This window comes from Chryseobacterium sp. X308, assembly GCF_020733145.1.
Lineage (GTDB): Bacteria > Bacteroidota > Bacteroidia > Flavobacteriales > Weeksellaceae > Chryseobacterium > Chryseobacterium cupriresistens.
In genome coordinates this window covers 158,225-175,061 of sequence record NZ_JAJFZH010000001.1, presented here as the reverse complement: position 1 = coordinate 175,061, position 16,837 = coordinate 158,225, and the positions used below count along the sequence as shown (strand labels likewise).

12 protein-coding genes and 1 riboswitch are annotated in these 16,837 nt (G+C 38.1%); of the genes, 9 read left to right on the top strand and 3 right to left on the bottom strand.

The annotated features are described in order from the left end of the window. Nucleotides 1-40: 40 nt before the first annotated feature. A complete protein-coding gene (pckA, locus tag LIV57_RS00860) occupies nt 41-1,657 on the top strand; it encodes a phosphoenolpyruvate carboxykinase (ATP) (protein WP_227941034.1) in 1,617 nt (538 codons plus the stop codon). 50 nt (nt 1,658-1,707) lie between these two features. Here the strand turns inward: pckA and LIV57_RS00855 are convergent, their stop codons facing one another. Together LIV57_RS00855 and LIV57_RS00850 are read right to left on the bottom strand one after the other, a co-directional pair. Continuing rightward, nucleotides 1,708-2,145: a hypothetical protein gene (locus tag LIV57_RS00855; RefSeq protein ID WP_202841637.1), complete on the bottom strand. Its 438-nt coding sequence runs from the start codon at nt 2,143-2,145 to the stop codon at nt 1,708-1,710. Between the two features lie 64 nt (nt 2,146-2,209). After that, the gene (locus LIV57_RS00850) at nt 2,210-2,617 is read right to left on the bottom strand and encodes a type II 3-dehydroquinate dehydratase (protein WP_227941026.1); all 408 of its coding nucleotides are present in this window, start codon (nt 2,615-2,617) and stop codon (nt 2,210-2,212) included. Between the two features lie 244 nt (nt 2,618-2,861). After that, nucleotides 2,862-2,960, top strand: a riboswitch (SAM riboswitch). 83 nt (nt 2,961-3,043) lie between these two features. On the opposite strand from LIV57_RS00850, the gene LIV57_RS00845 reads away from it, so the two are divergent. Next, nucleotides 3,044-5,977, top strand: coding sequence for a SusC/RagA family TonB-linked outer membrane protein (locus LIV57_RS00845; RefSeq protein WP_227941024.1), 2,934 nt, complete (start codon nt 3,044-3,046; stop codon nt 5,975-5,977). A gap of 19 nt (nt 5,978-5,996) precedes the next feature. After that, on the top strand, nt 5,997-7,490 hold the full coding sequence (locus tag LIV57_RS00840) for a RagB/SusD family nutrient uptake outer membrane protein (RefSeq protein ID WP_002982992.1): 1,494 nt from the start codon (nt 5,997-5,999) through the stop codon (nt 7,488-7,490). A gap of 153 nt (nt 7,491-7,643) precedes the next feature. Here LIV57_RS00840 and LIV57_RS00835 read toward each other — a convergent pair whose 3' ends face one another. After that, complete coding sequence (locus tag LIV57_RS00835; protein WP_227941022.1) at nt 7,644-8,156, bottom strand: hypothetical protein; 513 nt, start codon at nt 8,154-8,156, stop codon at nt 7,644-7,646. A 254-nt stretch (nt 8,157-8,410) separates the two neighbouring features. Here LIV57_RS00835 and LIV57_RS00830 point away from each other — a divergent pair, with 254 nt between their 5' ends. The 6 genes from LIV57_RS00830 (at nt 8,411) to LIV57_RS00805 (ending at nt 16,836) form a co-directional block, all read left to right on the top strand. Beyond that, the gene (locus LIV57_RS00830) at nt 8,411-8,731 is read left to right on the top strand and encodes a DUF6660 family protein (RefSeq protein WP_227941020.1); all 321 of its coding nucleotides are present in this window, start codon (nt 8,411-8,413) and stop codon (nt 8,729-8,731) included. Between the two features lie 147 nt (nt 8,732-8,878). Next, complete coding sequence (locus LIV57_RS00825) at nt 8,879-13,240, top strand: CusA/CzcA family heavy metal efflux RND transporter (RefSeq protein WP_227941018.1); 4,362 nt, start codon at nt 8,879-8,881, stop codon at nt 13,238-13,240. 1 nt (nt 13,241) lies between these two features. After that, entirely contained in the window at nt 13,242-14,471 is a 1,230-nt protein-coding gene (locus LIV57_RS00820; protein WP_227941016.1) for an efflux RND transporter periplasmic adaptor subunit, read from the top strand. A gap of 133 nt (nt 14,472-14,604) precedes the next feature. Further along, nucleotides 14,605-15,486, top strand: a complete 882-nt coding sequence (locus LIV57_RS00815; protein ID WP_227941014.1) for a bestrophin family protein — start codon at nt 14,605-14,607, stop codon at nt 15,484-15,486. Nucleotides 15,487-15,502: 16 nt separating this feature from the next. Continuing rightward, entirely contained in the window at nt 15,503-16,399 is an 897-nt protein-coding gene (locus tag LIV57_RS00810) for a cation diffusion facilitator family transporter (RefSeq protein WP_227941012.1), read from the top strand. A gap of 17 nt (nt 16,400-16,416) precedes the next feature. Beyond that, a complete protein-coding gene (locus LIV57_RS00805; protein WP_002983024.1) occupies nt 16,417-16,836 on the top strand; it encodes a Fur family transcriptional regulator in 420 nt (139 codons plus the stop codon). Nucleotide 16,837: the final 1 nt, after the last annotated feature.

The window sequence follows — 16,837 nt, the reverse complement described above, 5'->3', positions numbered from 1 at the left end:
TTTTGTTGAAAGCAATAAAGAAATAGAAAATATAAGTAAAATGAAAAACACTAAAATCATCCAGGATTTAGAGAAATTAGGGATTAAAGGAAACTATGAAGTAGTGTATAATCCTTCTTATGAAGAATTATATCAGGCTGAAGTTTCTCCTGAAAATCAGGGGTTTGAGAAAGCTGAGCTTACAGAATCAGGCGCAGTATCAGTAAAAACAGGAATTTTCACAGGTCGTTCACCTAAAGACAGATATATTGTTCAGGATGATGTTACAAGAGATACAATTTTCTGGGATGGTAAAGTAAACTTACCTACAACAGCAGAAATTTTCGGGTCTTGTAAAGAACTAGTGCTGAACCAGCTTGCCGGATCTAAAAAGATTTATGTAGTAGATACATTCTGCGGAACGAATGCGGATACGAGACTTAAAGTAAGATTTATCGTTGAAGTGGCTTGGCAGGCACATTTTGTTACTAATATGTTCATTCGTCCTTCTCACTATGAGCTTGAAAACTTTGGCGAGCCGGATTTCACAGTTATCAACGGATCAAAAACTACCAACCCGAACTGGGAAGCTCAGGGATTAAATTCTGAGAACTTCATCATGTTCAACCTTACTGAAAAACTACAGATCATCGGAGGTACATGGTATGGAGGTGAGATGAAGAAAGGGATGTTCGCTATGATGAACTACTATCTTCCATTAAAAGGGATGGCTTCAATGCACTGTTCTGCAAACGTAGGAGAAAAAGGTGATGTAGCTTTATTCTTTGGTCTTTCAGGAACTGGTAAAACAACTTTATCAGCAGATCCTAAAAGATACCTTATCGGTGACGATGAGCACGGATGGGATAATAACGGAGTATTCAACTATGAAGGCGGATGCTACGCTAAAGTTATCGACTTATCTGCAGAAAAAGAACCGGATATCTTTGCTGCCATCAAGAGAGATGCACTTCTTGAAAACGTTGTTGTTAACAATGGAGTAGCGGATTATACAGACGGATCTATCACTGAGAACACAAGAGTTTCTTATCCAATCTATCATATCAACAAAATTGTATTGCCTTCCAAAGCAGGTCATGCCAAAAAGATCGTTTATCTTTCAGCAGATGCATTCGGAGTACTTCCTCCGGTTTCTATCCTGAATGAAGATCAGGCTCAATACCACTTCCTTTGCGGTTATACATCAAAATTAGCAGGAACTGAAAGGGGAATTACTGAACCTCAGCCATCTTTCTCTCCAGCATTTGGTGAAGCATTCCTTACATTGCACCCAACAATGTATTCTAAAACATTAATCGGTAAAATGAAGGAGCACGGAGCTAAAGCTTATCTGGTAAACACAGGTTGGAATGGTACCGGAAAGAGAATTTCTCTAAAAGATACCAGAGCAATCATTGATGCCATCATTGACGGTTCTATTGATAATGCTCCTAAAACTCAGGTTCCGATCATGAACCTTGAAATTCCTACTGAATTGCCAAACGTTTCTACAGGTATTCTAGATCCTAGAGATACTTATGAGAACGCTTCAGAATGGGAAGAAAAAGCAAAAGATCTTGCTTCAAGATATATCAAGAACTTTGAGCAGTACTGTGATACTGAAGAAGGTAAAAAATTAGTAGCTTCAGGACCTCAATTGCAGGAACAGACTATCTAATAGTTACCAATCAACATATAAAAAGCCTCATCACTGATGAGGCTTTCTTATTAGTATTTTTTACAACTTTCAATCAATTCATTCTGTTCATCCAGTTTCAGGACTGTTGATTTGATTGATTCTTCAGTCAGATATTTTATAATCATAAAATGCTTTGAAGAAAAGTAAGACTTTCCGTCCAATATTTTATCTAAATACTTTGGAGTAGTGAAGGTCATCCAATATTTTGTTTTGTCAGAAAATTCAATGGTGACTTCTATAGCAGATTCAGTATCCTCTACTATTTCATCATCAATATGAATGGAAATAATTTCCGGTTCTTTCTCCAAGCAGAAATAAAACTTAGAATACCATCTGAGCTTACCTTCATCATTCCAGATTCTTATATTTTCAGCATTTATTTCTTCAACGATATAAGATTTTCTTTTTGTTAATTGCCCGGAATATATGCCAATGCTTTTACAGTAAATCTTATCCTTTATCTTCATAAATTATTTTTCATAATCATCCGTGAAAATCTGTGAAATCCGTGGTTAAATAAAAAAATATAAGTTATTTTAAACTTAATAAGGCCAACCGATACCCATCCATTCCAAAGCCTGATAAGACCGCATCCGTATTAGCTGCTGTTACAGATTTCTGTCTGAATTCCTCTCTTTTATAGATATTGCTGATATGAACTTCTACTTTAGGTTTTTTGATATTTTTTAAACAGTCTGCAATTGCATATGAATAGTGAGTATAAGCCCCGGGATTGATCACTACTGCATCGAAGTCATCCTCCTGAAGCCTGTTAATAAGCTCGCCTTCAATATTAGACTGATAATATTTTATATCATGAACCTGAAACTCGGATTTCAAATTTTCCAAATAACTTTCCATAGAAACATTTCCATAGATTTCCGGTTCTCTTGTGCCTAAAAGATTGAGATTAGGCCCGTTGATGATTAAAACTCTCATACCATAAAATTAAAAACTTTTTTTAATTAATGGTCAAAAATTTCAATGTGATGTAGATTTGTTTCAATTGAGTTTTTAATAATGATATTTGTCATATTTAAATAAATGATAAAGCTTACAACTCCTTATTGTTATGGCTTTTATTAAAATTTTATGTTAATTATTAAAAATTTATCATGAAAAAACAATAAGTCTACTTGTTTTGTAGACTAAAAGTTTTTAGCTTTGCAACCATATTTCGATCGGCTTATAAAGAAAGATGGAGGGAACTGACCCTGTGAAGTCTTAACAACCTACCCTTGGGGCAAGGTGTTACGTTCAGCCTTTTAAGGAAAAATAAGCATTTGGTTTATCGTATTTATCGATGCCCTTTGCTGACTTTTCTGCAAAGGGTTAAATTTTAATATATGATAAATAAAATTGATTATGATTAGTAAAAATTTATTTAATTCTAAAGCCTGGATACCTCCGGTTGCGGCTTTTTTTCTGGGAGTCACCAGTTTAAGTGCACAGAATTCCAGACTGAAAAAAGATAGTCTTCATGAAAAGGAGCTTGATGAAGTCGTAGTGGTAGCTTACGGAAAAGCAAAAAGAAACAGCTATACCGGTTCTGTAGCCACCATTTCCAGTGATAAAATCAATAACAGACCTGTAACCAATATTACCAAAGCATTGGAAGGGCAGGTTGCAGGGATTCAGACTACCAGTGCCTCAGGGCAGCCGGGTGCGGTTTCTACTATCAGAATCAGAGGAATCGGTTCTATCAGTGCTTCCAGTGATCCTTTATACGTAGTAGACGGAATTCCTTTTGACGGAAATATTAACTCTATCAGCCCAAGTGATATTGAATCCATCAGTGTTTTGAAAGACGCTACAGCAAGTGCCTTGTATGGTTCAAGAGGGGCAAACGGAATTATCATCATCACTACAAAATCAGGAAAAAAAGGAGAAGCAAAAGTTAATTTTAATATCAGTCAGGGATTCTCCGGAAGAGCTGTCAAAGATTATGAACAGGTAAATACGGATCAGTACTTTCAATTATATTGGGAAGCGTTGAGAAACGGATATCAGTCCGGTAAAGTCTCTTCTCAGCAGGCTGCTCAGATGGCAACAGATAATCTTGTTTCTACTCTTGGAATTAATCCATATGGAACTGCTTATCCAAAACCGGTGGGAACAGATGGAAAATTATTGTCAGGGGCATCACCACTCTGGAATGATGACTGGAGAGATATTCTACAGAGAGTGGCCTCACGAAACCAGGTGGATCTTGATATCAGCGGAGGAAGTGATAAAAGTAATTACTTCTTTTCCCTTGGTTATCTGGACGACAAAGGTATGGCCATTGAATCTGGTTTTAAAAGATATAATACCAGGCTGAAAATTAATTCCGAAGTTAAAAAATGGCTGAATGTTGGAGTCAACTTAAGCTATACGAACAGTATTCAGCAGGCGCCTACTTCTTCGGATTCAAAAGCGAGTAATATCATCAATGCGGCAAGGTTTATTCCTTCATTCTATCCTTATTATGAGAGAAATGCAGACGGCACTTACGTTTTAGATGCCGACGGAAATCCAATTTATGATTTTGGAAAGTACAGGCCCACAAATGCACTTCAAAATCAGAATGCTGCTGCAACGTTGCCTTTAGATAAAAACGAAAATAAAGAAGATAACTTTTCAGGGAAAGGATTCATGGAATTCACTTTCTTACCGGAGTTGAAGTTCAAGACAAGTTTTTCTGTTGATCTGGTGAATTATAACGGACATTATTATTCAAATCCATTACTTGGGCAAGGTGCGGAAATTGGAGGTTCAGTGACGAAGACCAATACCAGAACACTTTCCTATACAACCAGCAATATTCTGACGTATGATAAAAAGTTTGGAAAGCATCATGTTAATGCATTAGCAGGACATGAATTCTACAAATACGATTATCAGACGATTTCAGGAACGAGAAGTCAGTTTTCACTGCCTTATTACTATGAGCCGGATGCTGCTTCTCTGCTGGGAAGTTTCAGTGGAAACAGTAATAAATTAAGCTTATTGAGTTTCCTTGGAAAAGTAGAGTATGACTACAATAATACTTACTTCTTATCTGCATCGGGAAGAGCAGACAGTTCTTCAAGATTTGTGAAAGATAACAGATGGGGCAGATTCTGGTCAGTGGGAGGTTCGTGGAAAATTTCGAATGAGGAATTTATTAAAAGCCTTAATGTTTTTAATCAATTAACACTGCGTGCCAGCTATGGAGGACAGGGAAACGATAAATTACTTAGACCTAACGGGCAGCCGCTTTATTATGCGTATCAGGAGTTATACAGGTTTATCAGCCTTGGTGGAGAACCGGGAACAACATTGGAGAAAACGTCTACCAATAATGTAAAATGGGAAACCAACCTTAATTTAAACGTAGGATTGGAATTCGCGATTCTGAATAACAGAGTTAAAGGAAATATTGAATACTTCAAAAGAAAAAGCCAGGATCTTCTGTTTAATATGCCGGTGGCACCATCGCTGGGAATCAGTGATTATCCTGCCAATATCGGAATCATTCAGAATACAGGGTTTGAATTTTCATTATTTACAACACCGGTTAAAAATGATGATTTCCAGTGGAATGTGGATGTGAACTTAAGTACTTTAAACAATAAAGTCACAAAATTACCTGGTGGTTCTCTTGTGGTAGGAACCAAGCTTTTAACGGTAGGAGGTTCTGTGTACGATTTCTTTATTCCTGAATGGGTTGGAGTAGATCCAAGCAATGGAAAGCCATTGTGGAAAACAGTTTCTACTGATGCCAGCGGAAACTCAGTGGAAGGAAAGACTTCAGAATATTCAAAAGCTACAAAACTGTTACAGGGTTCTGCATTGCCTAAACTGACAGGAGGAATCAGTACAAGCATCACCTATAAGAATTTTGATTTTTCAGGATTACTGACCTTCAAAATCGGAGGGAAGATTTTAGATACCGATTATACTTCCATTATGCATAACGGAAGTGCCGGAGGACGTGCGTGGAGTTCGGAAATCCTGAACAGGTGGACACCGGATAATCCATATACAGATGTTCCCGCATTGAGCACAACAACAAATAACTGGACATCAACCTCTTCAAGATTCCTGTATTCAGGTACTTATGCAAGACTTAAAAATGTAAGCTTGGGATATACACTTCCTGAAGATTATTTTGAGAAAATAGGATTGAAAAAATTCAGAATTTATATCCAGGCAGAAAACCTTCTCACATTCTATAAACATAAAGGAATGGATCCTGAGCAGGCTTTGGACGGAACAACATATTACAGATATCCTGCAATGAGAACGATCACTTTTGGTCTTCAGGCAACGCTTTAACCTTTTTAAAATTGAAATAATGAAAAAAATAAAATACATATCGTTTGCAATCATTGGATTTTTGTCACTGGCAAGCTGTGAAAGTGATCTGGACACTGCTCCGACTGATCAGGCTAACAGCGTAGAAGTTTTCAAAACCGCCGAAAGTGCTGAAACAGTTGTGAACGGTACCTGGGCAAAGTTTAATAATGACGGGACAACCTATGCCAATATCGGGTATTCCACTGTGTTAAGAGCCAGTGATGCGATGGGAAGTGATGTGGCAGTATTGACCAATAAATATGGTTTTGCTTCTACTTATGCTTTTACAGAAATGGTGAATAATACGGCTAGCCGGCCTTTGTTTATCTGGTCTCTGTTGTATTCCACCATCAATAATATGAACAATGTGATTACAAGAATTGATGGCACAGAAGGCAGCCAGGAGAAAAAAGATCAGGTGAAGGGACAGGCAAAAGCATTACGTGCTTTCTGTTATCTGAATCTGGCGAGCTTTTATCAGTTCAGCTATCTCAAAGACAAATCAGCTTTGACTGCGCCTATTTATACAGAACCTTCCACAACAAGCACGGTAGGGAAGAAAAGAGCAAGCCTTGAAGAAATCTATACATTGATTAAAAGTGATCTTACCGACGCCGATAATCTGTTGAAAAATTATACAAGAAATAATAAAGATAAAATCAACCGTTCTGTAGTGAATGGGCTTTTAGCAAGAACTTACCTGAATACGGGCGAGTGGAGTAAAGCTGCAGCATCAGCCAAAATTGCAAGAGAAGGTTTCCCGTTGATGGATCCGGAAAAGTATAAAGAAGGTTTCAATGATATCAACAATGTCGAGTGGATCTGGGGACATGCACAGACTCAGGAACAGTCTGATGAAAGTTATGCCTTCCATTATCTGGATGTATCTTCCTCAGGAAGTTATTATTACAGCTTTATGGCAGATCCTTATTTTAAAGACCTTTTTGATACCAATGACATCAGATACCAGTTGTTTTCATGGGACGGGCAGAAAGGAAGAGAAGGATTGCTGAGGTATGCCAAGTTTAAATTTAAACCTACCCTTATTGCAGATATTGTTTATATGAGAGCTGCAGAAATGTATCTGATCGAAGCTGAAGCTGAAGCAAGAAGCGGAAATGTTTCTCAGGCGGTAACCGTACTGAACCAGTTGAAATCTGCCAGAAATGCCAATATTTATTCTGGATCATTGTCACAGAATGCAGTAGTAGATGCAGTTTTGATTGAAAGAAGAAAAGAATTATTCGGAGAAGGATTCTCCCTTTCAGATATTATCAGAACACAGGGCACAGTAATAAGAAAGCCGTTTGTAGATGCTGACGGTAAACCGATAAAAGTTCAGGTAACTACACCGGATGGTACCGTGAAAACAGTAGACGGTAAAGGGCATTCTGTTCTTGATTTTCCGGATAAATCTGCTTTTGTACCGAACAGCAACTATTATTTATTCAGTATTCCACAGAGGGAATTTGAGAATAACCCGAATTTATAGGATATAGTCCATAATTAGATTGATTTTTTTAAGCCACTGCTTTTGCTGTGGCTTTTTTTATTAAAAAACCGTTGCTAAAAGAGCAACGGTTTCTGTTTTTAAAATTATTTCATAAGTTATTAAAAAGTATCCTCTCTCCAATTAAAGATCTTGTTATTTTATGGGCAAATTTTTTCTTTTCTCAAAAACAGAAACTAGCCCTTCATTACAAATAATCTTATTACCATCTATTTTACCATTAGTTATTCTTCTGGTATACCATTTTTTTGAATCTGGAGATCTTCCAAATTGTTCTAGTTGGATGATATTATTTTTTATTCTATATTTTCCCCCATAATAAACAGAGTTTTTTCCTCTCTGCTCATTAAATTTTCCAAAATACATAAGTGATTCATTCTTAAAAAAACCATCATTATGAAAAATGATTATCCTTGGATTCTTCATTTCTTCTTCATTGTAATATCTCCCCTCAAAGATCTGAACATAATATGTGGTAGTATCTATCCTCTTTAGATCTTCTTCAGAAGGTTTTTCTGTAAATGAATATTGTGCTTTATCATTTAATAAAGGTTCATCACATTTATCTTTTTCTATTTTATATAGTTTTTGTCCGCAGCTGTTTAAAAACATCATCACGCAGAGTATTGAAAAAATATTTTTAATCATAATCAAAAGTTTTTATTGGTATGCTATAGTGGAAAATTGTTTCACTTCATTTGTATTGAAGAACAATAGATGATCAAGGGAAAATTATTCATATGTGTCTTTTTGATGTTAAGTTATTTTTTATTTTCAATGATATGAATTTTATTTTTATCATAAAGGTCTGGTATAGTATTTGTGAATAAGTTTTTCCAAAAGAATATTGGGTAAATGCTCAACAAATATTCATTTTATAAAAAATCTCTATCTTTGTAACAATGAATCTCTTAAGATGGATACTGGCAATTTACTTTATGGCGTTATCATTAATGCCATGTGCTGACGTGTCTCATCCGCAGAATTCAGGGAAAGTAGCTTCCCTGAGTGTTCAGGAAAATCACTCAAATGAAAAAGGAGATATCTGTTCTCCTCTGTGTGCCTGCAGCTGTTGCCAGATGACGGTTTCAGCATTTAAGATGGATCCGTTATTGGAAATTCCGGAGCCGATTCCGGCTTACTTTTCAAAGAAGATTTTATTCCATAAAAACGATTTTGCTTACCAGATTTATGATCCTATCTGGCAGCCTCCTAAAGTTTAATTTTTATTGATTTTCAGAAAGTTTTGCTTTCTGATAGTTATCTGTGCTTGAAACTTTGCAATACTATTGCAGAGCTTTTCAGGATATTTTTGCTGCAGCATTTTACGCTGTATGCATTCACTTTTCAATAAAAATTAAATACAAATCGTGTTAGATAAAATTATAAAATTCAGTATCAAAAACAAGGTGATCATTGGTTTAATGACCTTGGTGCTGATCATCTGGGGAACATGGAGTGCCACCAGATTACCGATAGATGCTGTACCGGATATCACCAATAACCAGGTACAGATCATTACCGTATGTCCTACGCTGGCTGGACAGGAAGTGGAACAGCTGGTTACCTTTCCCATTGAACAGAGCATTGCCAATGTTCCCGATATTCAGGAGACAAGAAGTATTTCAAGATTCGGACTCTCTGTAATTACCGTGGTGTTCAAAGAAAATGTAGATGTGTACTTTGCGAGACAGCTCATTAATGAACAGCTGAAAAATGCAGTGGAAGAAATTCCCAAAGGAGTAGGAACTCCTGAGCTTGCTCCCGTAAGTACGGGCCTTGGAGAAGTGTATCAGTATATTCTTCACCCTAAAAAAGGAAGCGAGAAGAAATACAATGCCAAGGAACTTCGTACCATGCAGGACTGGATTGTCCGAAGACAGCTGAACGGAACGCCGGGAGTGGCGGAAATCAATAGTTTCGGAGGTGAATTAAAACAGTATGAAGTCGCTATTGATCCCAATCGTTTGAAAGCAATGGGAACCAGCATCACCGAAATTTTTACAGCACTTGAAAAAAATAATCAAAATACCGGAGGAGCTTATATTGATAAAAAGCCCAACGCCTATTTCATCCGTGGAATTGGTTTGGTAACTTCACTTGAGGATATCAAAAACATTGCTGTTAAAAATGAAACAGGGAGCGTCCCGATTTTTATAAAGGATGTTGCCGATGTCCGTTTAGGCAGCGCCGTTCGTTACGGAGCATTAACATATGACGGAAAAGTAGATGCTGTAGGGGGAGTTGTAATGATGCTTAAAGGAGCCAATAGTAATGAAGTAGTAAGCAATATTAAAGCAAAAATTCCCACCATTCAGAAATCTCTTCCGGATGATGTGGTGATAGAACCATTCCTTGACAGAACAGATTTGGTAGATAGGGCAATCAATACTGTAGAGAAAAACCTCATCGAGGGAGCCCTGATCGTTATTTTCGTTCTTGTCATTTTCTTAGGAAACCTGAGAGCAGGACTTATCGTGGCTTCGGCCATTCCGCTTTCCTTATTGTTTGCTTTAGGAATGATGAATGTTTTCGGGGTAAGTGCCAATCTGATGAGTCTTGGAGCTATAGACTTCGGATTGATTGTAGATGGAGCGGTAATTATTGTAGAAGCTACTTTACATCATTTGGGTGTCAGAAAATCTGTCCGCGCTTTGACGCAGTCCGAAATGGATGAAGAAGTATTCCTTTCTGCATCAAAAATCAGAAGCAGTGCCGCTTTTGGAGAAATCATCATCCTTATTGTATATATTCCGATTCTTACATTGGCCGGCGTAGAAGGAAAAATGTTTACTCCAATGGCCAAAACAGTAGGATTTGCCATTCTGGGAGCATTGATTCTGTCACTAACCTACATTCCGATGATGAGTGCCCTGTTTTTATCTAAGAAAATATCCCATAAAGAAACTTTCTCTGATAAAATGATGAACCGCCTGCAAAAGATCTATCAGCCATTATTGCAGAAAGCAATCAAAGTAAAATATATCATTGTTTCCGCAACTGCTGTAGTCTTTCTTATCTCGGCTTTTATCTTTAAAAATATGGGTGGGGAATTTATCCCGCAGCTGCAGGAAGGAGATTTTGCTTTCCACTGTATTTTACCGCAGGGTAGCTCATTGAGTCAGAGTATAGAAACCTCCATGCAGGCATCAAGGATTATCAAGCAGTTTGATGAGGTGAAAATGGTCGTCGGTAAAACAGGTTCTGCTGAGGTGCCTACAGACCCAATGCCACCTGAAGCAACCGATATGATTGTTGTGCTAAAACCACAAAGTGAATGGAAAACCAAGAAATCCTACAACGAACTGGCTGATGAAATCAGTGAAAAACTGGAAACGATTCCTGGAGTATTCTTTGAAAAAAATCAACCCATCCAGATGCGTTTCAATGAGCTGATGACCGGGATCAGACAGGATGTTGCCGTAAAGATCTTCGGAGAGAACCTTGATTCTCTTGCCATATATGCAGATAAAGTTGGGAAAGTCATTCAGACTGTTGATGGGGCTACAGCTCCTCAGATTGAAAGGGTGAGTGGTCTTCCACAGATCAATGTACAGTATGACAGAACAAGAATTGCTAATTATGGATTGAATATCGAAGATGTCAATAATGCAGTAAGCACAGCCTTTGCCGGAAAAGCTGCCGGTCAGGTTTTTGAAAATGAGAGACGCTTTGACCTGGTAGTCCGTCTGGACAGTCTTCACAGAACAGACATTTCGGATGTGAATAATCTGATGATTACGTCCGCCAGCGGAGCACAGATTCCATTATCGCAGGTGGCTAATATTAGCTATAAACTTGGACCGGCACAGATCAGCCGCGAACAGGGAAAACGTAGAATTGTGATCGGATTCAATGTGAAAGACAGGGATGTGGAAAGTGTGGTGAAAGATATTCAGGCAAAACTGGATAAAATGAAACTTCCTTCCGGATACTACTTCACCTATGGAGGGCAATTTGAAAATCTGCAGGAAGCGAGTAAGCGTCTGATGATTGCTGTTCCCGTATCGTTACTTCTTATTTTTATGCTGCTGTATTTTACATTCCGCTCATTTAAACAGGCTGCATTGATCTTTACTGCGATTCCTATGAGTGCTATAGGTGGAATATTTGCCCTTTTATTAAGAGATATGCCATTCAGTATCAGCGCAGGAATCGGATTTATTGCACTTTTTGGAGTAGCAGTACTGAACGGAATTGTTTTGATCGGGACATTCAACCAATTAGAAAAAGAGGGTGAAACCGATATTCTGAAAAGAGTATTTGAAGGAACAAAAACCAGATTAAGACCTGTATTAATGACCGCTACAGTAGCTTCGTTAGGATTCTTACCGATGGCTATTTCCACCGGAGCAGGAGCCGAAGTACAGAAACCTCTTGCTACAGTAGTGATCGGAGGTTTGGTAACAGCAACTTTCCTTACGTTATTTGTTTTACCGATGCTGTACATCATTTTTAACACAAAGATTTTGAAAAGAAGAAAGAATAATACAGGCATGTATACTGCGATCCTTGTTGTAGGGTTCATGATGCTGGGACAGACCTTCAAAGCACAGTCAAGACCAGTTTCTGTAGAACAGGCGGTAGAACAGGCTTTGAATAATAATCTGACTTTGCAGTCAAAAGACTTAAGCATTAAATCCGCCGAAGCATTAAGACCTACGGCAAAAGAACTTCCTAAGTTAAGTTTTGAAGCTCAGCTTGGGCAATACAACAGTCCTAAGTTTGACCAGTCATTCGCAATCTCACAAAGTATTCCTTTTCCAACACTATTTAAAGCAAGAAAAGACTTAATTAATGAGAATATTAAAAGCAAACAGATTGATAAGGAAATCACAGCGAATGAACTGATAAAACAGGTGCGTACCTATTATTATCAGATTGAATATCTCCAATATAATAAAGCCGAGCTGACCAGTCTGGCCCAATACTATGAGGAATTTATAAGAATTGCTACCGTGAGATTCAAAGCAGGTGATATTAAAAAGATTGAAATCAGTACTGCAGAAACACAAAAAGGAGAAATTGATCTGCTGCTCAGACAAAATGAAGTCTTTCTGAACAATGCGTATAAGAATTTAAAAACCCTTATGAACACTTCAGAAGATATTGAAGTCCCGTTTAACAAAGACTACATACCTTTGAAGGCAGAAAATATACTCGACAGTACAGTTGTTGCCAACAATCCTGCTGTAAAAGCTTTTTACCAGCAAATGGAGATTGCTGATAAAAACAAAAAAGTTGAAAAATCGCTTGGGCTTCCCGATTTCAGTCTGGGATATACCAATCAGTCTTTGATAGGTTTCCATACCATTAACGGGCAGGAGAATTTTTATAATTCCGGAAAGCGTTTTCAGTCAGCAACAGTAGGAGTAGCGATTCCGTTGACATTTGGAGCTACAAAAGCAAGAATTCAGGCATTGGAATATGAAAGGCAGGTTGCTGAAACCAATGCTAAAATGCAGCAAAAACAGCTTTCTGCACAATTGGAAAATGCTTTTAGCCAATATCAGCAGGATATCCAGCAATATGAATATTACACAGGTCAGGCGCTTCCTAACGCTGAGAAAATCGTGAATGCAGCACAATTAGGATATAAAACAGGCGAAATTTCCTATGTAGAATATCTTTTTGCCCTGCAGACTGCCACCAATATTCAGTTAAAATACCTGGAATCTATCCAGCAGGTAAACCAATCTGTCGTTACTATTAATTCAATCATCAATAAATAACATGAAACTAAAACACAATATCATATATCTTGCAGTCACGGCCCTGTCGATCATAAGCTGCGGAAAACAGGAAAAAGAAACGGAAAATGCTGATGTAAAAACTGAGCAGTCCGAAAAAGGCCACGACGAAGAGCCCCAAAACATAGCTTCTCTTACAGAAGAACAAATGAAATCTGTAGGAGTTGCTTTGGGAACTGTAGAAATGAAAGAGCTTACCTCTACGATAAAAGCAAATGGTTTGCTGAGTGTACCCAACAGCAATAAGGCTACCATCACATCTCTTTATGGTGGAATCATTAAAACCATCAATATTCAGGTAGGAAGTATTGTAAAAAAAGGGCAGGTAATTGCCACTATTGCTAACCCGGAATACATCCAGCTTCAGGAAGATTATCTGACCACCAACAGCAGAATTACCTATGCAGAGCAGGAATACAGAAGACAGAGAGAACTTTTTGATAACGATGCAGGAGCGAAGAAAAACCTTCAGAGTGCTGATGCAGAACTTAAAACATTAAGAACAAAAAGAGCTTCTCTTTTGAAACAGCTTCAGATGATGGGAATAAGCCCGGGAAAAGTCAGCAATGGCAATATGAAATCCGGTCTGGTGATCACAGCGCCTATCAGTGGAACAATCAGCAGTATTACTGCACAGATAGGAAGCTATGTTGATATTTCTTCTCCGGTGGCAACAGTCATTGATAACGGTTCTATTCATCTTGATCTTCAGGTATTTGAAAAAGACCTTCCTAAAATGAGGGTAGGGCAGATTGTTCATTTTAAACTGACCAACAATCCGGAAACTGAATATGATGCAAAAATTTACAGCATAGGATCTTCTTTTGAGAACGAAAGTAAAACCATTTCTATGCATTGCGAAGTGATTGGAAACAAATCCGGACTGATCGATGGAATGAATATTACGGGAATTGTAAGCCTTGATAAAAGTACAACACCAGCCGTTCCTACAGAAGCTATTGTAGAAGCAGACGGGAAATATTACGTGTTTATTCAGACTGATAAAAAGGTGGAAGAAGAACATGAAGAAAAAGGGAAACCTCATCCGAAAACTTTAAACTTTGAGAAAATAGAAGTGGTGAAAGGAACGTCGGATATGGGCTATACAGCGATAACTCCGGTTGGAAATATTCCTGACAATGCAAAAATAGTAGTGAAAGGAGCCTTTTTCGTGAATGCAAAACTGGTGAATTCAGGAGAACACGAACATTAATGAAAGCAGCCGGAACCAGTAAAATGTCGATTTTAATCCTTACATTAGAGCTGTTTACGGAATTTTTATTGAATAGAAACGGCAGAAAAAAAGTAAAGAGTATCTCACCGAGTTTTTAATAAATGACCTGATTATGTTACTAAACAAAAAAATATCAGTCTGGTATTTCATCCGTGAAATAAAAACCCAAATTCTGTTCATCGGAATATTTGCTATTGCCATTGGTCTTCTGGACGAATTGCCATGGTTTCGCAAAATATCACTGCCCTTAAATATCCCTGCATTGCTGGGAACTGCGGTGTCATTGTTGCTGGCATTCCGGACTTCCCAATCTTATGAAAGATGGTGGGAGGCCAGAACAGTATGGGGTGCTATCGTAAATGATTCCCGGACTTTTGTGAGACTGATCATTCAGTTTATGCCTGCCGGAGATGATAAAGCAATAAAAGGTTTTGCCGAAAGACAGATCATCTGGACCTATGCCCTTGGAGAATCTCTGAGAAAGCTTCCGTTTTCTGAAAAAGTTCAGCAGTATCTGGATCAACATCAGATCAACGCGGTCAATATTCCCAATGCTATTCTGGATGAACATTCAAGACAGCTGAAAGAAATGGCAGCAGCCAAAGGATTGACGGATTTCCAGCAAATGCAGCTGAATGATATCATTACAAGACTCTGCGACAGTATGGGAAAATGCGAAAGACTGAAGAATACCGTTTTTCCACGGTCTTACAGTGTTTTGGTTCATATTCTGATCTATGTTTTTGCGGCTATCCTTCCGTTTGGGCTTGATGATTCGCAGCTGTTGGTAGAAATTGCGATTACTTTCCTGGTTCCGGTGACATTCATTGCGATTGAAAAAACATCCATCATCATGCAGGATCCGTTTGAAAATGGTCCTGTAGATACTCCAATGACTTCTCTGGCGCATACCATAGAAATCAATATCAGACAGATGACCGGTGAGCAGAATGTTCCACCCAAAAAAGAGAATACATCTTATTATGAAATGTAAATAAACCATACACAATATGGAAAGCACACCAACACAAACCGTTTCTGCAGGAAGCAGACACAAAAAGAACCTCCTGATTGTTCTCTGCCTTAGCGGAACCTATCTCATTGCCGAGGTAATAGGAGGAATCATTACCAATAGTCTTGCACTATTAGCGGATGCAGCCCATATGCTGACCGACGTGGTAGGATTATTGCTGGCATTTATTGCCATTAAAATAGGAGAAAGAAAAGCAGATCCATCCAGAACATACGGTTATTATAGAACAGAAATACTTGCAGCAGTAGTGAATGCTGTGGTTTTACTGGGAATTTCAATCTATGTTTTGTTTGAAGCCTATCAGCGTTTTCAGAACCCGCCGGAAGTACAAAGTAAATCCATGCTGATTGTAGCCGGAATCGGATTGATCGTTAATATTGTCGGAATGATGATTTTAAGAAAAGATTCAGAAGGCAGTCTCAATATGAAAGGTGCCTACTTTGAAGTTCTTTCAGATATGCTTACTTCTGTAGGAGTCATGATCGCAGGAGTAATTATGCTGACCACAGGCTGGTACTATGCCGACCCGTTGATCTCAGCAGCAATCGGACTGCTGATCTTCCCAAGAACATGGAGACTTTTGAAAGAAGCCATTAATGTTTTGCTGGAAGGAACCCCTAAAGATGTGGATATTCATGCACTTCGTCAATCTTTGAAAAAAGCTCCCGGAGTGAAAGGTGTTCATGATCTGCATGTGTGGTCACTGACATCCAGTGTCAATGCGATGAGCGCACACGTTGTAAAAGAGAACGGGTATTCCCAGAATCAATTATTAAAAACATTGACAGATACAACGATGGCTAATTTTAAAATCAGTCATACCACTTTTCAGATCGAAGAAGAAGGCTATGAAGAAAATGAAGTCCATCTGTAACCATTTAAAAGCGTACAATGAAAAAAGACATAGAACACAAACTCATTGATAAAAATACCAAACCTACCAGTATGAGGATTTTGGTATATGATTTCTTAAGCTCTCAGGAAGCGGCTTTATCCCTTTCTGAAATAGAAAATCATTTTGATAATGCTGACAGAATCACCATCTACAGGACATTGAAAACCTTTGAAGAAAAAGGAATTGTTCACAGCATTCAGGAAAATACAACCACAAAATACAAACTCTGCGAAGACGATTGTGATGAGAAAACCCATAAAGACTGGCATCTGCATTTTTACTGTAAAATATGCAAGCAGACTACCTGCAAAGAAGATATTTCCTTCCCTGAAAACATCCAGACCAATTTCAGGATTGACGAAATAAGACTCTTTGCCAAAGGAATCTGCGAAAACTGTCTTGAAAGTTTGCAATAGC